Genomic DNA, 26449 nt, shown 5'->3' on the forward strand with positions numbered 1-26449 from the left:
CGTCGTCCTGGCGAAAGCCAGGACCCATTACCCCAGGGAGAAGTTGTGGTACGAGCTGGTAACCCCGAGTCTTCGCCAAACCACTCCCTGGGGTAATGGGTCCTGGATCTGCGCTTCGCTTGTCCAGGACGACGACGGGGAAAAATCCCGCCGTTCGCCTCTTACGTATTGAACCGGAAATGCATCACGTCGCCGTCGGCGACGACGTATTCCTTGCCTTCGAGGCGGAGCTTGCCGGCATCGCGGGCGCCGGCTTCGCCGCCGAGCGCGACGTAGTCCTCATACGCGATCGTCTCGGCGCGGATGAAGCCTTTCTCGAAGTCGGTGTGGATCACGCCGGCGGCGCCGGGCCCCTTGGTGCCGCGATGGATGGTCCAGGCGCGCGCTTCCTTCGGACCCACCGTGAAATAGGTGATGAGCTGGAGCAGCGAGTAGCCGGCGCGGATCAGGCGGTCGAGGCCGGCCTCCTCCAGGCCCAGCGTCTCCAGGAAATCGGCGCGCTCTTCACGCGAGATCGTCGCGATCTCGGACTCGATCTTGGCGGAGATGACGACGGCGACCGCGCCTTCCTTTGCCGCCTGCTCCTCGACCGCCTTGGAGAAGGCGTTGCCGGTGGCGGCAGAGCCTTCCTCGACGTTGCAGACATAGAGCACGGGCTTTGACGACAGGAGGCCGAGCATCGAGAAGGCGCGCTCCTCCTCGGCCTTGCGCTCGACGAGGCGCGCAGGCTTGCCCTCGCGCAACAGCACCAGGGTGCGGTTGACGAGGTCGAGCTGCTCCTTGGCGTCCTTGTCGTTGCCCTTGGCCTTCTTGGTGAGGTTGTCGACGCGCTTCTCCAGGCTGTCGAGGTCGGCGAGCATCAGCTCGGTCTCGATGGTCTCGATGTCGGCGAGCGGGGCGATCTTGCCCTCGACATGGGTAATGTCGGAATCTTCAAAACAGCGCACGACGTGCGCGATGGCATCGACCTCGCGGATGTTGGCGAGGAACTGGTTGCCGAGGCCTTCGCCCTTGGACGCGCCGCGCACGAGGCCGGCGATGTCGACGAAGGTCAGCCGGGTCGGGATGATCTGGCCCGACTTGGCGATGGCCGCGAGCTTGTCGAGCCGCGGATCGGGGACGGCGACTTCACCGACATTCGGCTCGATGGTGCAGAACGGATAGTTCGCGGCCTGCGCCGCGGCCGTCTCGGTCAGCGCATTGAACAAGGTCGACTTGCCGACATTGGGCAACCCGACGATCCCGCATTTAAATCCCACGAGCGTTATTCCTTGCCGTTCTCGTCCTTGGTCAAAAATCCCTTCGCCTGCATGGCAAGATGCACCCTGTTGGCGAAGGTCGCGTCCGTGCCCTTGGCGATCAGTGCGGCGTGCTCGGCGACCGCGTCGCAGAGCGTCGCCACCCATTCGTTGTCGGCCTTGGCGAAGTCCGACAGCACGTGGCCGTGCACCATTTCCTTGACGCCGGGATGACCGATGCCGAGCCGCACCCGGCGATAGTCGTTGCCGATATGCGCCGAGATCGAGCGCAGGCCGTTGTGGCCGGCAATGCCGCCGCCGATCTTCACCCGCACCTTGCCCGGCGGCAGTTCGAGCTCGTCGTGGAACGCGGTGACGTCGCCCGGCGCGATCTTGAAGAAGCTCGCCGCCTCCTGCACCGAGCGACCGGAGTCGTTCATGTAGGTCGTGGGCTTGAGCAGGATCACGCGCTCAGTGCCGAGCGTGCCTTCTGAGGTCTCGCCCTGAAAGCGGCGGCGCCACGGTGAAAAACCATGACGCCGCGCGATCTCGTCGACGGCCATGAAGCCGATATTGTGCCGGTTACGTGCGTATTTCGCGCCGGGATTGCCGAGCCCAACAAAGAGTCGCATGACGCGGCGCGCCCCTCGCTCGGCGCGCGGCTAGAGACCGCGCGCCAGCTTTGAGAGATTACTTCTTCTTGTCGCCGCCGGCGGGAGCCTTGGCGGCGGCCGCCGGAGCAGCAGCACCCGCAGCCGGAACAGCGGCAGCCGGAGCAGCGGCACCCGCGGCCGGAGCCGCACCACCAGCCGCAGCCGCAGCAGCAGCCTTCTGCTCTTCGGCGTAGCCGGACGGCGGCACGATGGTGACGAGGGTCGCGTCCTCGCGGGTCAGCGCCTTCACGCCGGCCGGCAGCTTGACGTCCGACAGATGGAGCGAGTGACCGATTTCGAGCGTGCCGACGTCGGCCTCGATGTACTGCGGGATGCTCTCGACGCCGCATTCGAGCTCGATCGCGTGGGCGACGATGTTGACGGTGCCGCCGCGCTTCACGCCGGGCGAACCTTCGGCCTTCACCACGTGCAGGGGAACGCTGATGCGGATGGTGGCGCCTTCACCGAGACGCATGAAGTCGACATGGATCGGGAAGTCCTTGACCGGATCGAGGTGGTAGTCGCGCGGAATCACGCGGTGCTTCTTGCCCTCGAGATCGATGTCGACCAGCGTGGTCAGGAACCGGCCGGCGAGGATGCGCTGGCGCAGTTCACGATCTTCGATCGAGATCGTGACGGGGGGCTGGTTGTTGCCATAGATCACTCCGGGCACTCTCCCGGCGCGACGCTCAGCCCGGGCGGCCCCCTTGCCGCTCTTCGGACGTGCGGTCGCCTTCAATTCCTTGACGGTCGTCGCCATGTCGTTAAGTCCTTGTTTTTGCAAAAGTTAATGGGCCGCAAGGCGGCCCATGGCATGGTCCACAGCAAGCCTCCAGGGGTGCGGGGGCCGCGGACGTGGCGGGCTTTTACCCGGAAGATGCGGAAATGACAAGGAGAATAGGCGGTTGCCCTGGGTTCCTACCCGGGTTCTTACCCTCCCCTGGAGGGGGAGGGTCGGCTCACATTGAGCGTAGCGAAATGTGAGACGGGGTGGGGTGATCTCTCCCCACGGGCACTATTCGACGCGGAGAGACTGTCACCCCACCCCGCTCGCGCTACGCGCGATCGACCCTCCCCCTCCAGGGGAGGGTAAGAGCCCTATCCCCCCAGCTTGGCCTCCAGCGCTGCAATCCGCGCCTTCAGCGCTTCGTTCTCCTCGCGCGCCAGGCGGGCCATGTCCTTGACGGCCTCAAACTCCTCGCGCTTGACGAGGTCCATGTCGCGCAGGAATTTTTCGGCCTGGGTGCGCATCACCGTGTCGAACTCGCGCTTGACGCCCTGGGCCGCACCGGCGGCGTCGTTCATCAGGCGGCCGATCTCGTCGAAAAGCCGGTTGCTGGTCTGGGTCATGTCGGTCTCCTCGCGGCCTTGCGATAAACTTTGCGCGAACACTCGAAAAGACAATGGCAATCCGATTGAGCCGGTTCAAGAGCGAAGCGGCGGTATCCTTGTCATGCCCCGGTTTCCTTGCAATCGTATTCAACGTCCCGGCATAAGAAGAATCAGAAGGCGCACGAGATGATCGACCAGCAGATCGCGATTCCCACCAAGGACGGCCACACCGCAACCTTCATCAGCCATCCCGAACGCGGCGGGCCGTTTCCGGTCATCCTGTTCTACATGGATGCGCCGGCGATCCGCGAAGAGCTGCGCGACATGGCGCGCCGGCTCGCGACCTCGGGCTATTACGTGATGCTGCCGAACCTTTATTACCGCTCCGGCGTGATGGAGCTCGGCGCGTTGCCGGCCGACCCGAACGCGCCGGAGCGCAAGCGCATGTTCGCGCTGATGGGCTCGCTCACCATTCCCATGATCATGGACGATACAAGGGCGCTGCTCACCTATGCCGAAGGCCAGGCGGCCGCGAACACGAAAATCGTCGGCACTGTCGGCTACTGCATGAGCGGCCGCTACGCGGTGAATGCCGCCACGCACTTCCCCGACCGGGTCAAGGCCGCGGCCTCGGTCTACGGCACGCAGCTCGCAACCGACCAGGAGGACAGCCCGCATCTCGCCGCCGGCAAGACCAGGGCCGAGCTCTATTTCGCCTGCGCCGAGACAGACATCTACGCGCCCACGGAGATCATCGAGAAGGTCAGGCAGGGCATGAGCGGGGCCAAAGCCGAGGTCGAGATCTATCCCGGCACGCATCACGGTTTTGCCTTCCCCAAGCGTCCGGTCTACGACCGCGACGCCGCCGAGCGGCACTGGGAGCGGCTGCTGGCGCTCTATCGCCGCAATCTCGTGTGAGCGGTATGGACCGACGCATCCGCGAATTCGGTGTACCTCTCCCGCTTGCGGGAGAGGTCGCGCTGAAAGCGCGGGTGAGGGCTTTCTCCCCGCTGGGAGTCTTTCGGCGGAAGCACCCTCTCCCCTACCCTCCCCCGCAAGCGGGGGAGGGAGCGCAGCTCCGTCGGGGCCGCAGCTTGCCAACGAACTCTAGAAGCAAGGCGTGATGCCCTTTCTGCTCATCGACTTTCCCTCGTTCAGTCCAATCGCACTCCAGATCGGACCGTTTGCGATCCGCTGGTACGCGCTCGGCTATATCTGCGGGATCACGTTCGGCTGGCTCTATGCCCGCGCACTGATCAAGAACGACAGGCTGTGGGCCGGCTCATCGCCGATCAGCCTGGTGCAGATCGACGATTTCATCTTGTGGGTGACGCTCGGCATCATCGTCGGTGGCCGCTCCGGTTACGTCCTGTTCTACAATCTGCCCTTCTTCATCGAGCATCCGGCCGCCATCTTCAAATTGTGGGAAGGCGGCATGTCGTTCCATGGCGGCTTCCTCGGCTGCGTCGTCGCGGTGATGTGGTTCGCCCGCAAGAACGGCATCTCCATCCTGTCGCTCGGCGACATCACCTGCGGCGTCGCGCCGATCGGCATCTTCCTGGTGCGGCTGACCAACTTCATCAACGGCGAATTGTGGGGCCGCGCCGCCGACCCCAGCCTGCCCTGGGCCATGATCTTTCCGACCGGCGGTGACGTGCCGCGCCATCCGAGCCAGCTCTATGAAGCGGGCATGGAGGGCCTCCTGCTGTTCGTCGTGCTCGCCGTGATGATCCGCCGCGGCGCCTTGAAGCGGCCGGGGCTCATCCTCGGCAGCTTCATCCTAATCTACGGCCTGACCCGGATCATCGGCGAGCATTTCCGCGAGCCGGACGTCCAGCTCGGCTACCTCTGGGGCGGATTAACCATGGGCATGCTGTTGTCGATCCCGATGCTTATTGTCGGCCTCATACTTATTGTATTGGCAGTGCGGCGCGGTGCGCCGAAGCCTGTCGAGGCCGTTCGTTAATTCATTTCGAGAAAGTATGCCGTGAACGACCAGCCGCTACTCAACGAGATCAAGGCGCTGATCAAATCCTCGGGGCCCATGCCGGTCTGGCGGTACATGGAACTGTGCCTGATGCATCCGCGCTATGGCTATTACGTCTCGCGCGATCCGCTGGGCCGTGAGGGCGACTTCACCACCGCGCCCGAGGTCAGCCAGATGTTCGGCGAGCTCTTGGGCCTGTGGACCGCCTCGGTGTGGAAGCAGATGGGCTCGCCGCAATTCCTGCGGCTGATCGAGCTCGGCCCCGGCCGCGGCACCATGATGGCGGATGCGCTGCGCGCGCTCCGCGTGCTGCCGCCGCTCTACCAGGCGCTCCACATCCACATGGTCGAGGTCAATCCCGTCCTGCGCGAGCGGCAGAGCGCGACGCTGGCGGGCGTGCGCAACATCGCCTGGCACGACAGCATCGACGACGTGCCGGAAGGACCGAGCGTCATCCTCGCCAACGAATATTTCGACGTGCTGCCGATCCACCAGATGGTGAAGGGCGAGAACGGCTGGCACGAGCGCATGATCGAGATCGACCCGAACGGCAAGCTTCAATTCGGCGCGGCCCCCGAGCCGACGCCGCGCTTCGACGTGCTGCTGCCGCCTTTGGTGCGCGCAGCTCCCGTCGGCGCCGTGTTCGAATGGCGGCCGGACGGCGAGATCATGAAGCTCGCCACGCGCGTGCGCGACCAGGACGGCGCGGCGCTGATCATCGACTACGGCCATCTGCGCAGCGATGCCGGCGACACTTTCCAGGCCATCGCGCGCCACACCTTCACCGATCCCCTGAAGGCGCCGGGCCAGGCCGACGTCACCGCCCATGTCGATTTCCAGGCGCTGGCGCGTGCAGCGGAAGACGTTGGTGCTCGCGTGCACGGCCCGGTGACGCAAGGAGACTTCCTCAAGCGCGTCGGCATCGATACCCGCGCCGCCGCCCTGATGCAGAAGGCGACGCCGGAGGTCGCCACCGACATTTCGGTGGCGCTCAAGCGGCTGACGGATACCGGGCGCAGCGGCATGGGCTCGATGTTCAAGGTGCTCGGCATTTCCGAGCCGCGGCTGACGGGCATTGCCGGCCTCAGCGATCTCGAACACGCCGGAGGAAATTGATGACTGTTGCCTCGTCGCTGCTGTCGGCGGTGCCCGGCCTGCGCCATGCCTTCTTCACCCGCGAGGGCGGCGTCTCCGGCGGCATCTATGCCGCGCTGAACGGCGGGCTCGGCTCCCACGACGATCAGGCTCTCGTTGCGGAAAACCGCCGCCGCATGGCCGAGCATGTCGGCGTCGCGCCGGAGCGCTTCATCAGCCTGCACCAGATCCATTCGCCCGACGTGCTCATCGCCGAAATGCCGTGGCCGAGCGGACCGCGGCCGAAGGGCGACGCGCTGGTGACGAAGACGCCCGGCATCGCGCTCGGCGTTTCCACCGCAGATTGCGGTCCGGTGCTGTTCGTCGATCCCAATGCGCGCGTGATCGGCGGCGCCCATGCCGGCTGGAAGGGCGCGCTGACCGGCGTGCTGGAATCTACGATCTCGGCCATGGAGAAGCTCGGCGCCACACGCAGCGGCATCATCGCCGCGATCGGCCCGTTGATCCGGCAGGAGAGCTACGAAGTCGGCAACGAGTTCGTCGCGCGCTTCATCGAGGCGGACGCGGACAACGCGGTGTTCTTCATTCCCTCGGTGCGCGAGGGTCACGCGATGTTCGACCTCGCCGGCTTCATCCGCAAGCGGCTGGAAGCCGCCGGCATCCTGATGATCGACGATCTCGGCCTCGATACCTACGCCGACGAGCGCTTCTTCAGCTACCGCCGCTCGGTGCATCGCAAGGAGCCGGATTACGGCCGACACGTTCACGCGATCGCGCTGGAAGCGTGAACACAAGAGCAACCTTTACGATCGTCATTCCGGGGCTCGCGTAGCGAGAACCCGGTGCGCACTTGCGCACCTGAGAATCTCGAGATTCCGGGTTCGATGCTTGCGCATCGCCCCGGAATGACGGTGCGTCGACGCGATGACAGTGGTCTGTGTCGCCTCTGCCCTAGACCTTAATCGATTTTAACGATATCGCTGCCCTCCATAATGAGGGATGCGTCATTCATCTTGGGCCGCGCGGGTTCGCGCGTGCTGGCGGCCATGCTGCTGGCAGTAGCGGCCGCGCTTGGCGGCTGCGCCGGTGGCGGCGGTAGTGCTGCCAATTCCTATGCGATGGCACCGAGCACCGGCTCGGGAGCGACGGTGGCGTTCGAATCCATCGACGGGCCGCCGCCGCAGGTGTTCGACCGCATGGTCGGCGTGCTCGACAGCGAATCCAAGCTGCGCAGCCTGTCCGTCGTCTCCCGCGAGGGGACGGCCGCCTACCGCGTGCGCAGCTACCTCTCCGCCCAGGTGGTGCGCGGCAAGACCGTGATCGCCTGGGTCTGGGACGTCTACGACGCCAACCAGCAGCGGGCGCTGCGCCTCTCCGGCGAGGAACCCACCGCGGCCAAGGGCGGCCGCGATCCCTGGCAAGCGGCCGACGACCTCGTGCTGCGCAAGATCGCCCAGGCCGGATTCAGCGGACTTTCCAACATGATCAACGGAACGCCGGATGCCCCGGGCGCGGCTCCCGGCCTGCGCGGCCCGGCGGTGGCGAGCGTGATCAAGGAGGGCCCAGTGCCTGACATGCCGGCCTCGGCGCTCGGCTATGCCGAGCGATAACCCCCGCTAAACCACGGGCTCAGTTTGCAGCCAAGCCGTTGGCCGGACTCAGGATTTCAAATGGAAAACGTAGCATCCCGGGTTGCCATTGCGGCCCCCGGCCTGATATTTCCTCGCCCGTCGTAACCGTGCTGCCAGTGGGTATTTTCTGATGTTGAACGTCGTATCCAGCAAAGCGCGGGAGGAAGCGTCCATGTCGGCCAAGAACGGCTCCATCAAGCTTGTTGCCGGCAACTCCAATCCGGCTCTCGCGCAGGCCATCGCGCAGGGCCTCAACATGCCGCTGACCAAGGCGGTGGTCCGGCGCTTCGCGGACATGGAGATCTTCGTCGAGGTCCAGGAGAACATCCGCGGCTCGGATGCCTTCATCATCCAGTCGACCTCGTTCCCGGCGAACGACAATCTGATGGAGCTGCTGATCATCACCGATGCGCTGCGCCGCTCCTCGGCGCGCCGCATCACCGCAGTGATCCCCTATTTCGGCTATGCCAGGCAGGACCGCCGCTCCGGCTCGCGCACGCCGATCTCGGCCAAGCTCGTCGCCAATCTGATCACCCATGCCGGCGTTGACCGCGTCATGACGCTCGACCTGCATGCCGGCCAGATCCAGGGCTTCTTCGATATCCCGACCGACAATTTGTTCGCGGCTCCCCTGATGGTGCGCGACATCCGCGAACGTTTCGACCTCGGCAAGGTGATGGTGGTATCGCCCGACGTCGGCGGCGTGGCCCGCGCCCGTGGCCTTGCCAAGCGCATCAACACCCCGCTCGCGATCGTCGACAAGCGCCGCGAGCGTCCGGGTGAATCCGAAGTCATGAATGTGATCGGCGACGTCTCCGGCTACAGCTGCATCCTGGTCGACGACATCGTGGACTCCGGCGGCACTCTGGTGAACGCGGCCGACGCGCTGATCGCCAAGGGCGCCAAGGACGTCTACGCCTACATCACCCATGGCGTGCTCTCCGGCGGCGCGGCCGCCCGCATCGCCGGCTCCAGGCTGAAGGAACTGGTGATCACCGACTCGATCCTGCCGACGGAAGCGGTGACCAAGGCGTCGAACATCCGCACGCTGCCGATCGCCAGCCTGATCTCGGATGCGATCGCGCGCACCGCCGCGGAAGAGTCGGTGTCGAGCCTGTTCGACTAGTTTTTCCGGTTCCGGAAGGTCTCGTAGGGTGGGCAAAGGCGCAAAGCGCCGCGCCCACCTTTTTCTTTGGAACGCGGGCGGTGGGCACGCTACGCTTTGCCCACCCTACAATCTCGTGCACTGACGTCCCACAGCACCCCTCGCAAAACCCCACGGGTTGTTGCCAACGGCCGCCCATGACATCATCCGGATACCGAGCCATCTCTGCTCTCAGGATGCCCGATGCCACGCCGGAAATTTGCCTGGGAAAAGCTGACGGATGAGCAGTTGCTCAAGCAGCGCCTCTCCAGCCTGAGGATTACGGTCGAAGGCACCTGGCTCGAGGATTGCGTCAGCACGCTCCATGAGGAGCTGGAAGAGCGCGGCATCCGGCTGCGGCCGCACACATGGATGTCGAGCGAATGGTTCAGTCCGGGCGGTGTGCCCGGCATCGCCATTCCGTTCTATCTCGCTCATCCCCGCCTGATGAAGCTCGAGAAGAAGATGATGCTCGACGTCGAGGGCGGAACCTGGCGCGAGTGCATGGCCATCCTCCGCCACGAGGCGGGCCATGCCGTGCAGCACGGCTACCAGCTGGAGCGCCGGCGGCGCTGGCAGCAGCTGTTCGGCCCGTCGTCGAAACACTATCCGCGCTACTACCGGCCCAATCCAGCGAGCCGGCGTTACGTCCAGCATCTGCGGCTGTGGTACGCGCAGAGCCATCCGGACGAAGATTTCGCCGAAACCTTTGCGGTCTGGCTGCGGCCGCGCTCGAACTGGCGGACGCGATATGCCGGCTGGCCGGCGCTGAAGAAGCTCGAATATGTCGACGAACTGATGAGCGAGATTGCGGGAAAGCGACCGCCGATCACGACGCGAGAGCGTGTCGACCCGCTGGGTCGGCTCAGCCAGACGCTCGAAGACCACTACAAGAAGAAGCAGGCGTTCTACGCCTTCACACCCCCGAAGACCTACGACCGCGACCTCTCCCGGCTGTTTTCAGCCGATCCACGGCATCACCGGTCAAAGCCGGCTTCGGCCCTGATCAGGCGGCACCGCGCCCAGATCAGGCAACTGGTCGCGCGATGGACGGGCGAGAACCAGCTCACGCTCGATGCCGTGCTCGACGACATGATCTCCCGCTGCCGCGAGCTCGATCTGCGCGCCGTCGGCCCCGAACAGAAGCTCGTTCTCGATTTCACCGTCCTCGTGACCGCCAAGACGATGCACGCGCTATTTGGCCCGTCTCGGCGCAAATGGATCGCGTTATGAGACGCCTCCACATTCTGGTCCTGATGCATCCGGACTTCATGCCCCCGGATTCAAGCGACGGATACACCCCGCAGGAAATCAACACGTGGAAAACGGAATACGACGTGGTCAGCACCTTGCGTGCGGCCGGCCACGAGGTTCGCGCCCTCGGCGCGCAGGACGAAATCAAGCCGGTGCGCGAGGCGATCGAAGAGTTCAAGCCGCACGTGGTTTTCACGTTGCTGGAGGAATTCCACAACAACGTCGCCTACGACCAGCACATCGCCAGCTATCTCGAACTGATGAAGGTCCCTTATACCGGATGCAATCCGCGCGGACTCATCCTGGCGCGCGGCAAGGATTTGTCCAAGACGCTGGTGCATCACCGCCGGATCGCCGCGCCGGCCTTCGCCGTCTTCCCGATGCGCCGCAAGGTAAAACGCCCGACGCGTCTTGCGCTGCCGCTGATCGTCAAGAGCCTGAACATGGATGGCTCCTTCGGCATCTCGCAGGCATCGATCGTCGACACGGACGAGAAACTGGCAGAGCGCGTCGCCTTCATCCACGAGCGGGTCGAATCCGCCGCCATCGCCGAGGAGTTCATCGAGGGGCGAGAGCTTTACGTCGGCGTGCTCGGCAACAACCGGCTACGCGTCCTGCCGGTTTGGGAACTGAAATTCGGCAGCATGGGCGGGCGCAGGTCACGGCACATCGCCACGGAGAAAGCCAAGCACGACACCGGCTATCAGGAGCGCCTCGGCATCGTCGACGGGCCGGCGAAGGACCTCGCGCCCGAAATCACCATGCGCATCCAGCGCGCTGCGAAACGCATCTACCGAGCGCTGGGACTCGACGGCTACGCGCGCATCGATTTTCGTCTCGCCGCCGACGGCACGCCGTATTTCATCGAAGCAAATCCCAACCCCGAGATCGCCAAGAGCCAGGAGTTCGCCACGGCGGCCCAACATGCCGGGCTCAAATATCCGGATCTCCTGCAGCGCATCCTGGCTCTTGGAATAAGCCGGGCCAAGGCCGGGGTGTCGCTGGGATGATGCAAGATGGCAGCGATCGCAGGGTAGCCCCTCATCCGTCGAGACGCGCTCCTCCGGATGAGGGGTGATCGTCGTTGCGCGGCGTTACACAATCCCCGCCGCGACCTGGCCGCGCAGGCGCTCCAGACCGTGCAGCGTCTCGGCACAGGCGGCCGCGACCTCGACGCCCTTGATGGCAAAGTGCCGGCGGAAGAAATCGTAGTGCACCTCGGTCTCGTGGAATTGCTGCGGCGTCAGCACCGCGGAGAACACCGGCACCTCGGTGCGCAGCTGCACGTCCATCAGCGCCTTGATCACGGTGTCGGCGACGAACTCGTGCCGATAGATGCCGCCGTCGACGACGAGGCCGGCGGCGACGATCGCGGTGTAGCGCCGGGTCTTGGCGAGCACCTGTGCGTGCAGCGGGATCTCGAACGAGCCCGGCACCTCGAACACGTCGACATGGGTGAGGTGACGCGCCTCGGCCTCCTTCATGAAGGCGATGCGGGCCTCCTCGACCACGTCGCGGTGCCAGCAGGCCTGCACGAAGGCCACCCGCTGCGGCTTTGCGAAGCGCGGATGCGCCGGTGCCGGGTCCTGCGGAACCGGCGGTTGGATGACTTCGGAAGTTTCGGCTTGGGGATCTTGCAACATCTGATTCATGGCTTTCCTCGGTTCAAGGACCAGAATCAGGGCACACGGAACGACAAACAGCCGCATCCTTGCGATGCGTCTGCCACCGACCGTTCTCTTTCATCCGGACTTTAACCGTCGGCTTCGGAATTGCACCGAATCTGCTGACCCTTCCCTTCGGACAAAGCCTCGAGGAAGGCGCTCGCGGGCTTGGGCCTTTCGACCCTTACCGCCGGTGGGGACTTTCACCCCGCCCTGAGAACATCGGCCGTCCGGAATGAACGGCCTGACCGGAAATATGACGCCGCCCGGCGGCCGCAGCAAGCGTGTTCCGCATGGGGAATGCGCATGGTCCCATGCCGCCATGTCGGTCCGGCCCTCGCCCGGCGGAATTAACGATTGGCGCGCTCCGGGGAATCCGATTCCGATTTGTTCTTCCCGTTAAGAATTGTGGCGGAGATCAGCTGTGGACGAACGAGTCCTGGCTTGTGGACGGACTCGGGACCCCGTTGCGCAGATTCCGCAAATCACATCACTTGATCCGCGACAGGCCCGCGCTGATCCGAGGGATCGCGAGAGCGACATTGAGGGAGCGTGCCGGGCCGACCGCGTGCGTATCAACGACAACAAGAAGGCAAGAGGTCGAGACGGCATGTCCCTGCTCGAAGGCAACATCGATTCCCGAAACCATCCGCTCGCGGTGGTCGAGGATATCGCTGCCACCAACAACTGGCCGTTCGAACGCTCCGGCGAAGACGAACTCACGATTGTCTCCAAGGGACAATGGACCGACTACCAGCTCTCCTTCACCTGGATGGGCGAGATCGAGGCGCTGCATCTGGCCTGCGCGTTCGACATGAAGATTCCGCTCGCGCGGCGGAGCGAAGTGCAGCGGCTCGTCGCCGCGGTCAACGAGCAATTGTGGGTCGGCCATTTCGATCTGTGGACCAACACCGGCATGGTTATGCATCGCCAGGCCCTGGTGCTGCCGGGCGGCCTCACCGCCTCGACCGCGCAATGCGAAGCCATGCTCGCCGGCGCCATCCACGCCTGCGAGCGCTACTTCCCGGCGTTCCAGTTCGTGGTGTGGGCCGGCAAGACCACGACCGAGGCGATGGACGCGGCGATGTTCGACACGGTGGGAGAGGCGTAGAGCTCTCCTCGCTCCATCAGGCGTGAGGGAGCCAGAGCTCTCCCCTCATCGTCGTCCTGGACCAGCGACGCCGGCGCGAAGCGCTGTCGTCGCGCCGATCCAGGACCCATACCGCGAGGTCTCGCCGTATCGCGCGGCGCTTGTTGCTCTGCCCGCCATCCACTAGAACCAGCCGGGGTAATGGGTCCTGGCTTTCGCCAGGACGACGGCGGATTTTGTGGCAACAGCGATGGCAGACAACAGCACCCTCCAAAACATCACCGGCACCATCCTGCTTGCCGGCGCCGGCAAGATGGGCGGCGCGATGCTGACCGGATGGCTTGCGGGCGGGCTCGACCCGCGCCGCGTCGCGGTGATCGATCCGCACATCTCGCCCGAGATCACTGCGCTTGCCGCCAAAGGCGTTGCGCTCAATCCCGATGTTGCGACTGCCGGTCGGGTCGAGACGCTCGTGGTCGCGGTGAAGCCGCAGATGTTCCGCGAGGCCGGTGCGAAGCTGAGGCCGTTCGTCTCGAACACGACCTCGGTGGTCTCGATCATGGCGGGAACCACGATCGCCTTGCTCGAGGAGGTCTGCGGCGGCGCCGTGGTGCGCGCGATGCCGAACACGCCGGCCGCGATCGGCCGCGGCATCACCGTCGCTGTCGCGGCGAAGAATGTCAGCGCCGCGCAGCGCGCGGTGGCCGATGCGCTGCTGCGCGCCACCGGCTCGGTCGAATGGGTCGAGGACGAAGGCCTGATGGACGCGGTGACCGCCGTCTCCGGCTCGGGCCCGGCCTATGTGTTCCTGCTCGCCGAGGAACTCGCGCGCGCCGGCGTCGAAGCGGGATTGCCAGAGGCGCTCGCGACCAAGCTTGCGCGCGAGACCGTCGCCGGCTCCGGCGAGTTGCTGCACCAGTCGGACCTCCCCTCCGCCACGCTGCGCCAGAACGTCACCTCGCCCGGCGGCACCACGGCTGCAGCGCTCGGCGTGCTGATGGGCGAGCCGGGCCTGCGCGACTTGATGATCCGCGCGATCGCGGCCGCGACGAAGCGCTCGAAGGAATTGGCGAAGTAGAAAGGTGCCGTAGGGTGGGTTAGGCGAAGCCGTAACCCACCATGCATCAGCGATTGCGGAGCGAAGTTGGTGGGTTACGCTAGCGGACCGCGCTTCGCGCGACCGCGAGCTAACCCACCCTACGGCACCGCGTCCGGGCTACGCCCCCAGCCGCTTGTTGAACATCTCGACATTCACAAGCCCGCGTGCGTGGCGGCCTTCGCCGAGCCTGCGCGTACCCTCGAACGCCTCGACCTCGAAGCGGATGACGCGGCGTTCGACCGCGACGACCTTCGCGGTGGTCCGCACTGTCGCGCCGACGAGCGCCGCTGCAAGATGACGGATATCAACCTCGGTGCCGACGGTGACCCAGCCCGGCTGGAGCGCGGCGCGGATCGCATCGCCCGACGTCATCTCCATCTCCAGGATCATCATCGGCGTCGCGTAGACAAACGGCATGCCGGGCACGAAATGACCGACCGTGCGCTCCGCTGGCACCACCAGCGTGCGCTCGGCGCTCATGCCGACCTTGATGAAGTCGCGTGCGTCCATGGTGCTTGCTCGTCATTCCGGGGCGCGCAAAGCGCGAACCCGGAATCCAGAAGTTACGGCTCGAGATTCCGGGTTCAGCCCTGACGGGCTGCCCCGGAATGACGCTAATGCGTCACTTCTTCGCCGCCGCGGCGCGCTCCACGAACGTCTTGCCGCCCTTCATCTTGTGGCGGAGCGGGGCTTCGTTGATCTGGATGACGACGGCATCGGCGTCGACGCCGAGATTCTTCACCAGCGCCTGGGTGATGTCGCGCATCATGCCGGCCTTCTGCTCGTCGGTGCGGCCTTCGGCCATGCTGATGGTGATCTCAGGCATCGTTGTCTCCCTGCTGCTTTCGCGATGACCGGGCACACCCCGATCATGACGTGCGCATCAAACAGGACGCGGCTGCCCGGGACAAGCCCGTGCATGAGGCTGCTTGCGAATGGCTAGCCCCAGCTCACGTCATGGCGCGCCAGCACCTCGCGCACCTTGGCGACGAGATCGGCTTCGCTGCACGAGAACTGCGCCGGCCGAGTCTCGCGCCATTCCTGGTTGGAGGCGATCGCGGCGGCAGCCTTCGCGCCCTCGACCAGATCCTTGATCTGCACCTCGCCACGCGCCTTCTCATCCGAGCCCTGGATGATGACGCAAGGTGAGTTGCGGCGGTCGGCATATTTGAGCTGGTTGCCCATGTTCTTGGGATTGCCGAGATAGAGCTCGGCACGGATGCCGGCACCTCGCAAGGACGCCACCATCTTCTGGTAGTCGGCGACGCGGTCGCGGTCGAACACGGTGACGACGACGGGGCCGAATTCGGGCCGCGTGTCGAGCTTGCCGAGCAGTGTCAGCGCCGCCTGCAGCCGCGAGACGCCGATCGAGAAGCCGGTCGCCGGCACCGGCTCGCCGCGGAAGCGCGAGACGAGGCCGTCATAGCGGCCGCCGCCGCCGACCGAGCCGAAGCGCACCGGACGGCCCTTCTCGTCCTTGGTCTCGAGCAAGAGTTCGACCTCATAGACGGGGCCGGTGTAATATTCGAGGCCGCGCACGACGGACGGATCGATCTTGATGCGATCCGCACCGTAGCCCGACGCCGTAACCAGCCTGGCGATCTCTTCCAGCTCACTCACGCCGGCCTGACCGACTTCGCTCTTGGCGAGGTAGGATTCTGCCGCGCTAATCGCCTCTTTCCAATCGTCGCGCGGCTTGGTGATGGCGAGAACGACGTCAGCTTCAGCTTCACTCAAATTGGCGCCCTTGGTGAAGTCGCCCTTGCCTTCCTCGCCGCCATCCCACCGTCCGGGACCGAGCAATTTGCGCACCTCGTCGGCGGAGAACTTGTCGAGCTTGTCGATGGCGCGCAGCACGGTCAGCCTGCGCGCGGCGTTCTCGTCACCGGCGAGCCCGATGGCTTCCAAAACGCCATCGAGCACTTTTCGGTTGTTCACCTTCACGACATAGGAGCCGCGCGCGATGCCCAGCGCCTCCATCGTGTCCGCGGCCATCATGCAGATCTCGGCGTCCGCCGCCGGCGTCGCCGAGCCGACCGTATCGGCATCGAACTGCATGAACTGGCGGAAGCGGCCGGGGCCGGGCTTCTCGTTGCGGAAGACATAGCCGACGCGATAGCTGCGATAGGGCAGGACCAGACCGTCGGTGCCGTAGCGCTCGCCGACGTAGCGGGCGAGCGGCGCCGTCAGATCGTAGCGCAGGCTGATCCACTGCTCGTCGTCGTCCTGGAACGAGAACACGCCCTCGTTCGGGCGGTCCTGGTCAGGCAGGAACTTGCCGAGCGCATCGGTATATTCCATCGCCGGCGTTTCCACCGGCTCGAAACCGTAGAGCTCGTAGACGGCGCGGATCTTCTCGACCATCTCGCGCGTCGCCCGGATCGCTGAGGGATCGCGATCCTCGAGCCCGCGCGGCAGGCGCGCCTTCAGTTTCTGGGGTTTTTTGGGTTTCTCGGCCATGCGCGGCGTTTACCAGCCGACGCGCGGGGCGGCAACCGGGGTAGCATCGCGGAAGCCCCAAGCTTGCCGTCATTCCGGGGCGATGCGCAGCATCGAACCCGGAATCTCGAGATTCCCCGGTGCGCAATTGCGCACCTGAGGTCTGGTCCTGCGGACCATCCCGGAATGACAACCCCTCCTCTACGGCTGCTCCATCCGGGCCCTCAGTGCATCCGCATCCGCCTTCGGCAGCGACTTCAGCGTCGGCTTGATGGTCTCGCCGCCGACGATCTTGCCGTTGCGCATGAACATCCAGTCCGAGATGTCGGCTTCCGTGAACTTCACCTGGTCGCCTGCCCGTTTGCCGGGCAGATCGCGCGGCTCGTTGGCGAACAGACCGGAATAGGTGCCGTCGGGCTGCTTCTTCACCTCGCCGATCCAGATATGCTCGCCGCCCTTGCGGGTCGAGAAGCGCACCTTCAGGGCGTGCCCGGTCTCCGACGATTTTGGCGCGTCATAGGAGGCCCAGAAGGTGGGGAGCGTGCCGCGGGCACGGGCGATCGCGGCGTTCATCTCGGGGTCGGAGGTGCGCACGTCGACGATCGGCGAGCGGTCTTGCGCGACGACCTCGTGCGAGGGGCCGATGGTCAGGATGCCGAAAACGGAGACGCCGGTGATGGCGGCGAGAACCACCCATTTCATGGGCTGGGAGAGTTTTGTTGTCATGTTCGCGATGTCCAGGATGCTTGTTGTGTCCTGGCTTTGTCGCATGTCGGCAGCAGCACGTTCATAGCGCAATAAGCCACAAACATTGCGCGCTTCCCCTCTCCTTGTGAGAGAGGGGAAACTTCTCGCCGTTGCTCAAAACACCTTGCGGATCCAGTTGTGCGGATCGTTGGTGCGGCCGTACTGGATGTCGACGAGCTGCTTGCGCAGGCCCATGGCAACGGGGCCGGCGGCGCCGCCCGAGATTTCGAAATCGCCGCTCACCGAACGCACCTTGCCGATCGGCGAGATCACGGCGGCGGTGCCGCAAGCGAACGCTTCCTTCAGCCTGCCTGAGGCCGCATCCTTGCGCCACTGATCGAGCGAATAGGGTTCTTCGCGCACCGTCTTACCCGCGTCCCGGGCGAGCGCGATGATGGAGTCGCGGGTGATGCCCGGCAAAATCGTGCCGAGCGGCGGCGTCGAGAGCGAGCCGTCGTCGAACACGAAGAACACGTTCATGCCGCCGAGTTCCTCGATATAGCGACGCTCGACCGCGTCGAGGAAGACGACCTGATCGCAGCCGTGCTGGATCGCCTCGGCCTGGGCGCGCAGGCTCGCGGCATAATTGCCGCCGCATTTGACCGCGCCGGTGCCGCCGATCGCGGCGCGCGTGTAGTTCTCGGAGACCCAGATCGACACCGGCGCAGGCCCGCCCTTGAAGTATGAGCCAACAGGCGAAGCGATCACCGCAAAGATGTATTCGGACGACGGCTTGACGCCGAGGAAGGTCTCGCTCGCAATCATGAAGGGGCGCAAATAGAGGCTGCCCTCGCCGCCCGGCATCCAGACGCGGTCGATGCGCACGACCTGCTCGACCGCCTCGATGAAGACGTCTTCGGGGAGCTGCGCCATGGCCATGCGGTCGGCGGAGTCCCTGAAGCGCCGCGCATTGGCGTCGGGCCGGAACAGGTTCACGCCGCCATCGTCGCGCTTGTAGGCCTTGAGGCCTTCAAAAATCTCCTGCGCGTAGTGCAGGACGGCACCGGCCGGATCGAGCTGGAAGTTGGCGCGCGCCTCGACGCGGGCCTCGTACCAGCCGCCCTTGGCCTGGTTGTAGCGGACGACCGCCATGTGATCGGTGAAGACCCGTCCGAAGCCGGGGTCCACCAGCTTGGCGACACGGTCCTTCTCAGGAGTCGGATCGGATGCGGGCTGGATGTCGAATTTCATGCTCATGTCCTTGCCTCCCGCTGCCGGTGGCGGCGCTGTTTCTCGCGCCCGCCTGCCCGTTTCGGGGCCGGCTGGCTTGGTTGGGTTTCTGGCCGGACCACCGCCAGCCATGTTACGGCCGGTTTCCGTGGCCAGCATGTCGCCGAGGACATGCTTTTGCGGAAGGCGGAAGTCCAGTATGTTTTGCCGAAATGCCGCTCGACAATCGCACGGTAGATCTGCTTCGGCCGTCGCCGCCTGTCCGGCTCTCTCTGGCCGCCCTGCTACGATGCCACCCGACGCGGAACGATCTAAAATTTCGTGCGGGGCGATCGTTTTGTAACATTGAACCCAAGATACGTCAATATGCCTGACATAAATTTCGCAACTCCCTCTCAAGACACTGCCGCGCTCCGGCCGGCCGCAGGCGATGGAGGCAATTTGCGCTGGGATATCATCGAGCTGCTGTTCTTCGCCTATCGCGATTTCGTCGGCGATCCCGACCAGGAGCTGGAGGCGTTCGGCTTCGGCCGGGCCCATCACCGCGTGATGCACTTCGTCTACCGCTATCCCGGGCTGAAGGTCGCCGACCTGCTCGACGTCCTGCGCATCACAAAACAGTCGCTCGGCCGGGTGCTCAAGCAGCTCCTGGACGAGGGCTATATCGTGCAGAAGACCGGCGACAATGACCGCCGCCAGCGCCTGCTCTACGCGACGCCGAAGGGCGAGGCGCTGGTGCAGAAGCTCGCCGGGCTGCAGACCACACGGATCACCAAGGCGCTCGCCGAGATGGGTCCGCAGGACGCCGAGACGGTCAAGCGCTTCCTGCGCGCGATGATCGATCGCGACGATCCGGACAAGGTGCTCGAGACGATCTTCGCCTCCGTCAATCAAGAATCGAAGGAGTGACCGTGCCGCTCGCAGCCACGCTCGCCCGCCCGCCGGTCGAACCCGCCGACGATGCCCCGCATCTGCTGCTGGTCGACGACGACCGCCGCATCCGCGACCTGCTCTCGCGCTTTCTCGCCAGCGAAGGCTATCGCGTCACCACCGCGGCGAGCGCGGGCGATGCGCGCTCGAAACTGCTGGGCCTGCATTTCGACCTCTTGATCCTCGACGTCATGATGCCCGGCGAAACCGGCTTCGACCTCGCCCGCTTCATCCGGACCTCCTCCTCGGTGCCGATCGTGATGCTGACAGCGCGCCACGAGGCCGAAGCCCGTATCGAAGGCCTGCAAATCGGCGCCGACGACTACGTCGCCAAACCGTTCGAGCCGCGTGAGCTTGCGCTGCGCATCAACAACATCCTCAAGCGCGCCGCGCCGCCGCCGCAGACCACGACCGTCGAGAAGATCGCGTTCGGCCCATACGTCTACCATCTCGAGCGCGGCGAATTGCGCCAGGGCGAGGAGGTCATCCACCTCACCGACCGCGAGCGCGAGATGCTGCGCATTCTCTCGGAGACGCCGGGCGAGACCGTGCCGCGCAGCGCGCTGACCGGCAATGGCAGCGTCAACGAGCGCGCCGTGGACGTGCAGATCAACCGCCTCCGGCGCAAGATCGAGACCGATCCTGCCAATCCGCTGTTCCTGCAGGCGGTGCGTGGCATCGGCTACCGCCTGGTGGCCTCGCCATAAATCAGTGAAGCGCGACCGATGAGCACGATCGATACCGGCCTGACGCTTCTGAAAAGCGCCGCCGGCCGCGTTTCGGCCGTCAATGGCTGGATGGGCAATGCGTTCAAGGGCTGGATGCCGACCGGCCTCTATGCCCGCGCGCTCCTCATCATGATCGTCCCGATGGTGATCCTGCAATCGGTCGTCGCCTTCGTCTTCATGGAGCGGCACTGGAATACGGTGACGCGCCGCCTGTCGGCCGCGGTGGTGCAGGACATCGCCGCGCTCATCGACGTCTACAAGGGCTATCCGCAGGACCGGGATCGCGACCAGATCCGCCGCATCGCGCAGCAGCGCCTCGGCCTCGTCGTCGACTTCCTGCCCGCCGGCGACATGCCGCCGCCGGGACCGAAGCCGTTCTTCTCGCTGCTCGACCAGACACTGTCGGTACAGCTCGGCCGCCAGATCGGCCGCTCGTTCTGGATCGACACGGTCGGCCGCTCCAACCTCGTCGAGATCCGCATCCAGCTCGACGATGCCGTGATGCGCGTGTTCGCGCAGCGCAGCGCCGCCTATGCCTCGAACTCGGAGATCTTCCTGTTCTGGATGGTCGGCACGTCCTCGATCCTCTTGATCGTCGCGGTGCTGTTCCTGCGCAACCAGATCAAGCCGATCCTGCGGCTTGCCGATGCCGCCGAGAGTTTCGGCAAGGGCCGCGAGGCGCCGAACTTCCGCCCGCGCGGCGCGCGCGAGGTGCGGCGTGCGGCGGTCGCCTTCCTGGAAATGAAGTCGCGCATCGAGCGCACGATGGAGCAGCGCACCGCGATGCTCGCCGGCGTCAGCCACGATCTGCGCACCATCCTGACCCGCTTCAAGCTCGAGCTGGCGCTGATCGGCGACAGCCCGGAGCTCGAAGGCATGCGCAAGGACGTCGACGAGATGTCGATGATGCTGGAGGATTACCTCGCGTTCGCCCGCGGCGATTCCGGCGAGCAGTCGCAGCCGACCGACATGGCGCAGGCGCTCGAGGAGCTGCGCAGCGACGCCGAGCGCCACGGCCATACCGCGACCGTCGCGTTCAACGGCCTGCCCGTGGTGACGGTGAAACCAGCCTCGTTCAAGCGCTGCCTCGCCAACCTCGTCACCAACGCGGCGCGCTACGGCAAGAGCATCGCCATCACCGGCCAGCGCGATCACCGTTATTTGACCGTGACGGTCGACGACGACGGGCCCGGTATCCCCGCCCATTTGCGCGAAGAGGTGTTCAAGCCGTTCCTGCGGCTGGACAACGCCCGCAACCAGGACGAAGGCGGCACGGGCCTTGGCCTTGCGATTGCCCGCGACATCGCCCGCTCCCATGGCGGCGACATCACGCTGGGTGACAGCCCGATGGGGGGATTGAGGGCGAGCGTGAGGATACCGGTGTAGGCTTCTTACCTCGCCCCGCTTGCGGGGAGAGGTCGGATTGCATCGAAGATGCAATCCGGGTGAGGGGGTACAGGTCTCACCAAGATCTCATGCGCGGAGAGAGGCCCCTCACCCCAACCCTCTCCCCGTAAGAACGGGGCGAGGGAGCGCACCGATTTCCCGGGCTACGATCTCACCTACTTCGGCAGCAGGCTCTTCAACTTGTCCATGTCGCGCACATTCATCTTGAAGCCGCCGGGCATCACGATGTCGCCGGGCTTCTGATCCGGCTTGCAGGCCCCGAGCCACTTCGCTTCGAGCTGCATCTTGGTATCGCGTCCCGCCGCGCCGGCGACGCCGCCTTGCGCGTGCGAGGAGGTCTTCACCGTATAGGCCGAGTTGAAGTCGCCGGTGATCTCGGCATGCGAGGTCGTGCTGACGCCGGCGACGCTGCACTCGGAATCGCTGACATAGCCGGTCGCGGTCTTCTTGATCTCCTGCTTGGCGCAGATCTGCTTGGCCATCGGCGAGACGTTGTTGCTCATCTCCTTGTCGACGGTCTCGTCGGTGCAGTGCTGCATGGTCATCTCGGGCATGGGCGAGCCGCTCGTGACCAGCTTCATTTCCCAGAGGCCGGCCTTGCGCACCGGCAGGTCGTCGGCAGAGGCGCCACCTGCCGACAACACGACGCAAAGGGCCGAGCCGAGCAAAGCGAGTTTGCGCGTCATGTGGGAAGCTCCCGGCTAAGAGATTGCGACGTTACGACGACGCCTCAGTAGAGCGTGCGGATCGGCCGGTCGGCGGCGCCATAGGGCACCCAGCGGCAGGAGAAGGAGATGTATCCACCCTCATAGGCCTGCACGCCCAGGAATTTGACGACCTTGCCGTAGCGCGCGCAATGATCGACCGCGACCTGCCGCGCATCGACCTGGTTCGCCATCGAATAGGCGATGATACCGCCGGTGTCGTTGCCCTTGAACGGAGGCACCGGAAGGATATCGGCGCGCGCCGACTGGCTCGCCATCATACCCAGGGCAAGAAGGCCCGCGGCCGCAATGATTCGCATTCCCGTCACTCCAATTGGCTGGGGCCAGTTTACGGTGCCGGAACGGAAGTGAAAAGAACCGAGGCCTGCCGGCCGCGACGTTCCGGTCAACTCCTGGCGAAGTGTTGCCGCGCTGCACTTGACCTCTTCCGGCCTTCGCGGCACCGTCCGAGCTTCGCAAGACCCAGCTGTCCGGATTGCCCATGCGCGCCCCCTCCCTGAAATCGCTCCGCTTCGCCGCCGTGTTCGGCCTCATGTTCGGGGCGCTGTCGCTCGGCGAGGCCCGGGCCGCCAATCCGCTGGAGCTGAACTTCTGGCTGAGCGGGCCGCGCTATGACGGCGCCGTCACCGATTGCGACAAGGCGCTGCCGACGATCGCCACCCAGTTCTGGGAGAAGGAAAGCTCGTTCTGGAATTCCTCGTTGAAGATCACGGGCTTCTCGGCGGTTCGCGAGGTCGCGTTCCGGCCCTGGCAGTCCGACAACATCCCGCGCCGCTATTGCACCGGCGACGCCATGCTCACTGACGGCAAGGTGCGCAAAGTGCATTTCTCGATCATCGAGGACGGCGGCTTTGCCGGCTACGGCAATGGCGTCGAATGGTGCGTGGTCGGGCTCGATCGCAACTGGGCCTACAACCCGGCCTGCCGCGCCGCGAGGCAGTAATTCGAACGCCCTGATTCGGCCCGATCAAGCGGCCGAACGACCGGCGCTCGAAATTTGTTCTTGAAATGTTCTCATCGCCTGCTAGGCTCGCTTGCACAGTCTAGTTGAGGGGCGTCGCCATGTTTCATTCCAGATTGCGTTCGTTCTCCCGCCTTGTGATCTCACTCACCCTCGCCGCCGGGCTGGCATCGCTCGCCGGCGGCGCGAAGGCGCAGGACAAGCGGCAGAACACGCCGGGCGAATTCGATTTCTACGTGCTGTCGCTGTCATGGTCGCCCTCGTTCTGCGAGGAAGCGGCCGAGCGCGGCGGCCGCTCCCAGATACAGTGCAGCGGCCGCCCGTACGCCTTCGTGGTGCATGGGCTGTGGCCGCAATACGAGAACGGTTTTCCGGAATATTGCCAGCGGCCGGCGCCGCGGCTGAACCGCAGCATCGTCTCCTCGATGCTCGATCTGATGCCGGCGCCGGGCCTGATCTTCAACGAATGGGACAAGCACGGTACCTGCTCGGGTCTGGCCGACCGCAGCTATTTCGAGACGATCCGCAAAGCGCGCGCCGCGATCAAGATCCCGGCCGAGTATCTCGATCTGTCGCAGGCCAAGACCGTGGCGCCCGGTGACGTCGAGGAGGCCTTCATCAAGGCCAATCCGGGTCTCAGCAGCGCCGCCGTCTCGGTCACCTGCAACCGGACGCGATTGTCCGAGGTCCGCATCTGCCTCAGCAAGGACCTGCAATTCCGCGCCTGCGAGGAGATTGACCGCCGCGCCTGCCGCCGCGATCAGGTGACGATGCCCCCGATCAGGGGTGGATAGCCACGCTCTAGTACCCCGGATGCAGTGCAATGCGCCGCGAAACGCGGCGTAGTGCACTGCTGATCCGGGGCCCATCACGCAAGAAGAAGCTGGGTCCCGGCTCAGCGGCGCAGCGTTACACGCCGCACCGCGTCCGGGACATGTGATTGCGCCTCTTTGCTTCAAGCCATCACGTGGCGTAGTGCTCTTCTCATGAACTACCGCCACGCCTTCCATGCCGGCAACTTCGCCGATGTCATCAAGCACATCGTGCTGGCGCGCATCATCACCTATCTACAGGACAAGCCGGGGGCGTTCCGCGTCATCGACACCCATGCCGGGGCCGGCCTCTACGATCTCGAAAGCGACGAGGCGCGCCGCGGCGGCGAGTGGCTGACCGGCATCGCGCGGCTGATGCAGGCGCGCCTGTCGAACGAGACCATAGCACTGACCAAGCCCTATCTCGACATCGTCCGCGCCTTCAATCCGAAGGGCGAGCTCAAGGCCTATCCTGGCTCGCCGCTGATCGCGCGCGGCCTGCTGCGGCCGCAGGACCGCCTCGTCGCCTGCGAGCTCGAGCCGAAGGCGCGCAAGGCGCTGATCGACGTGTTGCGCCGCGACGAGCAGGCTCGCGTGGTCGATCTCGACGGCTGGGTCGCGCTGCCGGCCTTCGTGCCGCCGAAAGAGCGCCGTGGTCTCGTGCTGATCGATCCGCCGTTCGAGGCAAAGGACGAGTTTGAGCGGCTGGGCGAAGCCTTCTCGGCAGCCTTCGCGAAATGGCCGACCGGTATCTATGTAATCTGGTATCCCGCCAAGAACCGCCGCGCCACAGACACGCTGGCACAGCTCGTGGCGCGGCTCGCAGCCGCAGCAAAACCACCGGGCAAATGCCTGCGTCTCGAATTCAGCGCCGCACCGCAACTCGATGGCGGGGCTCTCACCTCCACCGGGCTCTTGATCGTCAATCCGCCCTACACGCTGCACGGCGAGCTCAAGACGATCCTGCCCGAGCTGGAAATGCCGCTCGGCCAGGGCGGCGCTGCCAGATTCCGATTAGAGATACCGAAGCCGTAACACTCCGGCATTCTTGGGAAAAATATGCAGTAGCGGTAGTCAATTCGCAAAGAACCGTATTATGCTGTTTCCGTGACTGGCTTTACGTTCCGCTTCCGCGAATGGTTGCGGCGGAGTGAAGGCCGAAGAAAGATCCGACCGGGCCGATGAGGCCCGATCAAGGATGGCCAGCTCCCGGGCTCCGTAAGGTCCGGTCATGTCGTGTCGTGTGTCTGCGTCGCGACGGAGGAGCAATGAGGGGGAGTTTCCCGATGGCCATGACGGGAACGGTTAAGTTCTTCAACGGCGAGCGCGGCTACGGCTTCATCAAGCCTGATGACGGCGGTCGCGATGTCTTCGTTCACATCACCGCGGTGGAGCGGGCGGGACTGAAGGACCTTGCCGAAGGACAGCGTATTACTTTCGAAGTCGAGCCGGACAAGAAGGGGAAGGGACCGAAGGCGGTCAACCTGGTCATCCTTTCCTAGCGTGCCCTGAAAAAAATCCCGGCCGCGAGCGGCCGGGAGGCTGTGGTCCGGTATTTTCTTCTTCAGCTATCAGAAGTGATAGTTCACGCCTGCGCGCACAACGCTGGCGCTGTAGCCGTTTGACACGCCGGTAATTGCGAACTGGCTCGTCGACAGGTCGATGTAGAGATATTCGAGCTTGGCACTCCAGTTCGGCGCGAGGCCCACTTCCGCACCGGCACCGATGGTCCAGCCGGCGGTGGTGTGCGACTCGGTCCAGCCGAAGGTCTGCGCGCGCAGCTCGCCGAAGGCGAGGCCGGCGGTGCCGTAGAACAGCACGTTGCTGAAGGCATAGCCGGCGCGGCCGCGCAGCGTGCCGAACCACGGATTGGAGAACTTCCACGGCGCGAAGGTATCGTCGGCGCCCGCGGCCTGGATGTCGCCCTCGACGCCGAACACCCACGGGCCGTTCTGGAAATTGTAGCCGGCCTGGACGCCGCCGACGAAGCCGGACGGCTTCGAGGGGTTGTTGTCGACCGAGCCCCATTCGTAGCCGATATTGCCGCCGAGATACGGACCGGCCCAGCTATACGCGTTGAGCGGCTGATTGACGGTATAGGGCGCACGCCCTCCATAATTCATGTCGGCGGCCCCTGCCGAAGCTGTCCAGCCGGCCGCAACCAACGCGGCTGCGCCCACAACGAGCCTCTTCATCACTTAACTCCAACGCAACTGCCGCAACCGGTGCGATGCCTGGCGCCGCCGCGCGCGAGGCAAAACCGCATGGTTACGGAACCAAGACCCTTTCGCGTAGGATTTATCGAGAGTTTTAAGTTAAAGGGCTGTTAAGACCCGTTACCGC

At 65.0% G+C, this 26449-nt stretch carries 30 protein-coding genes and 1 riboswitch; of the genes, 17 read left to right on the top strand and 13 right to left on the bottom strand.

The genetic code is table 11. The features are described 5' to 3' along the window. Positions 1-161: 161 nt before the first annotated feature. The 4 genes from ychF to ACVJ19_RS06555 all read right to left on the bottom strand — a co-directional run bounded on the left by ychF (position 162) and on the right by ACVJ19_RS06555 (position 3241). Entirely contained in the window at positions 162-1259 is a 1098-nt protein-coding gene (ychF, locus tag ACVJ19_RS06540; protein WP_453949727.1) for a redox-regulated ATPase YchF, read from the bottom strand. Between the two features lie 5 nt (positions 1260-1264). Next, positions 1265-1870: an aminoacyl-tRNA hydrolase gene (pth, locus tag ACVJ19_RS06545; RefSeq protein ID WP_453949726.1), complete on the bottom strand. Its 606-nt coding sequence runs from the start codon at positions 1868-1870 to the stop codon at positions 1265-1267. Positions 1871-1928: 58 nt separating this feature from the next. Next, on the bottom strand, positions 1929-2651 hold the full coding sequence (locus tag ACVJ19_RS06550; RefSeq protein WP_456739359.1) for a 50S ribosomal protein L25/general stress protein Ctc: 723 nt from the start codon (positions 2649-2651) through the stop codon (positions 1929-1931). A gap of 338 nt (positions 2652-2989) precedes the next feature. Continuing rightward, a complete protein-coding gene (locus ACVJ19_RS06555; protein ID WP_194391531.1) occupies positions 2990-3241 on the bottom strand; it encodes an accessory factor UbiK family protein in 252 nt (83 codons plus the stop codon). A gap of 168 nt (positions 3242-3409) precedes the next feature. On the opposite strand from ACVJ19_RS06555, the gene ACVJ19_RS06560 reads away from it, so the two are divergent. From ACVJ19_RS06560 to ACVJ19_RS06595, 8 genes are all read left to right on the top strand, one after another. Further along, positions 3410-4141: a dienelactone hydrolase family protein gene (locus ACVJ19_RS06560; RefSeq protein WP_453949725.1), complete on the top strand. Its 732-nt coding sequence runs from the start codon at positions 3410-3412 to the stop codon at positions 4139-4141. A 205-nt stretch (positions 4142-4346) separates the two neighbouring features. Further along, a complete protein-coding gene (lgt, locus tag ACVJ19_RS06565) occupies positions 4347-5189 on the top strand; it encodes a prolipoprotein diacylglyceryl transferase (RefSeq protein WP_453949724.1) in 843 nt (280 codons plus the stop codon). A gap of 21 nt (positions 5190-5210) precedes the next feature. Next, positions 5211-6326, top strand: a complete 1116-nt coding sequence (locus tag ACVJ19_RS06570; protein ID WP_456739360.1) for a class I SAM-dependent methyltransferase — start codon at positions 5211-5213, stop codon at positions 6324-6326. Then, entirely contained in the window at positions 6326-7093 is a 768-nt protein-coding gene (gene pgeF, locus ACVJ19_RS06575; RefSeq protein ID WP_453949722.1) for a peptidoglycan editing factor PgeF, read from the top strand. The genes ACVJ19_RS06570 and pgeF overlap by 1 nt, the downstream gene beginning before the upstream one ends. Before the next feature lie 204 nt (positions 7094-7297). Beyond that, the gene (locus ACVJ19_RS06580; protein WP_453949720.1) at positions 7298-7915 is read left to right on the top strand and encodes a hypothetical protein; all 618 of its coding nucleotides are present in this window, start codon (positions 7298-7300) and stop codon (positions 7913-7915) included. Positions 7916-8108: 193 nt separating this feature from the next. Beyond that, positions 8109-9062: a ribose-phosphate diphosphokinase gene (locus ACVJ19_RS06585; protein ID WP_439396387.1), complete on the top strand. Its 954-nt coding sequence runs from the start codon at positions 8109-8111 to the stop codon at positions 9060-9062. A gap of 222 nt (positions 9063-9284) precedes the next feature. Continuing rightward, on the top strand, positions 9285-10313 hold the full coding sequence (locus ACVJ19_RS06590; protein ID WP_453949718.1) for a putative zinc-binding metallopeptidase: 1029 nt from the start codon (positions 9285-9287) through the stop codon (positions 10311-10313). Next, positions 10310-11344 carry a D-alanine--D-alanine ligase family protein gene (locus ACVJ19_RS06595; RefSeq protein ID WP_453949717.1) on the top strand — a complete coding sequence of 345 codons (1035 nt, stop codon included), beginning with the start codon at positions 10310-10312 and terminating at the stop codon, positions 11342-11344. The genes ACVJ19_RS06590 and ACVJ19_RS06595 overlap by 4 nt, the downstream gene beginning before the upstream one ends. 84 nt (positions 11345-11428) lie before the next feature. Here ACVJ19_RS06595 and ACVJ19_RS06600 read toward each other — a convergent pair whose 3' ends face one another. Next, a complete protein-coding gene (locus tag ACVJ19_RS06600; protein ID WP_453949715.1) occupies positions 11429-11986 on the bottom strand; it encodes a 6,7-dimethyl-8-ribityllumazine synthase in 558 nt (185 codons plus the stop codon). A 78-nt stretch (positions 11987-12064) separates the two neighbouring features. Continuing rightward, positions 12065-12223: riboswitch (FMN riboswitch) on the bottom strand. 385 nt (positions 12224-12608) lie between these two features. Here ACVJ19_RS06600 and ACVJ19_RS06605 point away from each other — a divergent pair. Together ACVJ19_RS06605 and proC are read left to right on the top strand one after the other, a co-directional pair. After that, positions 12609-13109, top strand: a complete 501-nt coding sequence (locus ACVJ19_RS06605; protein WP_453949714.1) for a YbjN domain-containing protein — start codon at positions 12609-12611, stop codon at positions 13107-13109. A gap of 229 nt (positions 13110-13338) precedes the next feature. Beyond that, positions 13339-14166: a pyrroline-5-carboxylate reductase gene (gene proC, locus ACVJ19_RS06610; protein ID WP_453949712.1), complete on the top strand. Its 828-nt coding sequence runs from the start codon at positions 13339-13341 to the stop codon at positions 14164-14166. A gap of 138 nt (positions 14167-14304) precedes the next feature. Here the strand turns inward: proC and ACVJ19_RS06615 are convergent, their stop codons facing one another. The 5 genes from ACVJ19_RS06615 to ACVJ19_RS06635 all read right to left on the bottom strand — a co-directional run bounded on the left by ACVJ19_RS06615 (position 14305) and on the right by ACVJ19_RS06635 (position 18570). Then, on the bottom strand, positions 14305-14697 hold the full coding sequence (locus tag ACVJ19_RS06615; protein ID WP_354120885.1) for a thioesterase family protein: 393 nt from the start codon (positions 14695-14697) through the stop codon (positions 14305-14307). Between the two features lie 112 nt (positions 14698-14809). Next, entirely contained in the window at positions 14810-15049 is a 240-nt protein-coding gene (locus tag ACVJ19_RS06620) for a tautomerase family protein (RefSeq protein WP_453949710.1), read from the bottom strand. A 77-nt stretch (positions 15050-15126) separates the two neighbouring features. After that, positions 15127-16647 carry a histidine--tRNA ligase gene (gene hisS, locus ACVJ19_RS06625; protein ID WP_453949708.1) on the bottom strand — a complete coding sequence of 507 codons (1521 nt, stop codon included), beginning with the start codon at positions 16645-16647 and terminating at the stop codon, positions 15127-15129. Positions 16648-16827: 180 nt separating this feature from the next. Beyond that, a complete protein-coding gene (locus ACVJ19_RS06630; RefSeq protein WP_453949707.1) occupies positions 16828-17352 on the bottom strand; it encodes a YegJ family protein in 525 nt (174 codons plus the stop codon). 135 nt (positions 17353-17487) lie between these two features. Continuing rightward, a complete protein-coding gene (locus ACVJ19_RS06635; RefSeq protein ID WP_453949705.1) occupies positions 17488-18570 on the bottom strand; it encodes a branched-chain amino acid aminotransferase in 1083 nt (360 codons plus the stop codon). A 339-nt stretch (positions 18571-18909) separates the two neighbouring features. Here ACVJ19_RS06635 and ACVJ19_RS06640 point away from each other — a divergent pair, with 339 nt between their 5' ends. Genes ACVJ19_RS06640 through ACVJ19_RS06650 form a run of 3 tightly spaced genes read left to right on the top strand, consistent with a single transcriptional unit; the run spans position 18910 to position 21587 of the window. Then, complete coding sequence (locus ACVJ19_RS06640; protein ID WP_453949703.1) at positions 18910-19452, top strand: MarR family winged helix-turn-helix transcriptional regulator; 543 nt, start codon at positions 18910-18912, stop codon at positions 19450-19452. Beyond that, positions 19449-20180, top strand: coding sequence for a response regulator (locus ACVJ19_RS06645; RefSeq protein ID WP_453949701.1), 732 nt, complete (start codon positions 19449-19451; stop codon positions 20178-20180). The genes ACVJ19_RS06640 and ACVJ19_RS06645 overlap by 4 nt, the downstream gene beginning before the upstream one ends. An 18-nt stretch (positions 20181-20198) precedes the next feature. Beyond that, complete coding sequence (locus ACVJ19_RS06650) at positions 20199-21587, top strand: ATP-binding protein (RefSeq protein ID WP_453949700.1); 1389 nt, start codon at positions 20199-20201, stop codon at positions 21585-21587. A 176-nt stretch (positions 21588-21763) separates the two neighbouring features. Here the strand turns inward: ACVJ19_RS06650 and ACVJ19_RS06655 are convergent, their stop codons facing one another. Next, positions 21764-22294 carry a DUF3617 domain-containing protein gene (locus ACVJ19_RS06655; RefSeq protein ID WP_453949699.1) on the bottom strand — a complete coding sequence of 177 codons (531 nt, stop codon included), beginning with the start codon at positions 22292-22294 and terminating at the stop codon, positions 21764-21766. A gap of 44 nt (positions 22295-22338) precedes the next feature. Further along, positions 22339-22632, bottom strand: a complete 294-nt coding sequence (locus ACVJ19_RS06660; RefSeq protein WP_212341843.1) for a hypothetical protein — start codon at positions 22630-22632, stop codon at positions 22339-22341. A gap of 182 nt (positions 22633-22814) precedes the next feature. Here ACVJ19_RS06660 and ACVJ19_RS06665 point away from each other — a divergent pair, with 182 nt between their 5' ends. The 4 genes from ACVJ19_RS06665 (at position 22815) to ACVJ19_RS06680 (ending at position 25608) form a co-directional block, all read left to right on the top strand. Then, the gene (locus ACVJ19_RS06665) at positions 22815-23276 is read left to right on the top strand and encodes a hypothetical protein (protein ID WP_453949698.1); all 462 of its coding nucleotides are present in this window, start codon (positions 22815-22817) and stop codon (positions 23274-23276) included. A 119-nt stretch (positions 23277-23395) separates the two neighbouring features. Next, on the top strand, positions 23396-24088 hold the full coding sequence (locus ACVJ19_RS06670) for a ribonuclease T2 family protein (protein WP_453949697.1): 693 nt from the start codon (positions 23396-23398) through the stop codon (positions 24086-24088). 192 nt (positions 24089-24280) lie between these two features. Beyond that, positions 24281-25141, top strand: a complete 861-nt coding sequence (locus ACVJ19_RS06675) for a 23S rRNA (adenine(2030)-N(6))-methyltransferase RlmJ (RefSeq protein WP_453949695.1) — start codon at positions 24281-24283, stop codon at positions 25139-25141. A gap of 251 nt (positions 25142-25392) precedes the next feature. Further along, a complete protein-coding gene (locus ACVJ19_RS06680) occupies positions 25393-25608 on the top strand; it encodes a cold-shock protein (protein ID WP_008544396.1) in 216 nt (71 codons plus the stop codon). 69 nt (positions 25609-25677) lie between these two features. Here the strand turns inward: ACVJ19_RS06680 and ACVJ19_RS06685 are convergent, their stop codons facing one another. After that, positions 25678-26301, bottom strand: a complete 624-nt coding sequence (locus tag ACVJ19_RS06685) for an outer membrane protein (RefSeq protein ID WP_453949694.1) — start codon at positions 26299-26301, stop codon at positions 25678-25680. Positions 26302-26449: the final 148 nt, after the last annotated feature.

This window comes from Bradyrhizobium sp. USDA 376, from assembly GCF_054063675.1.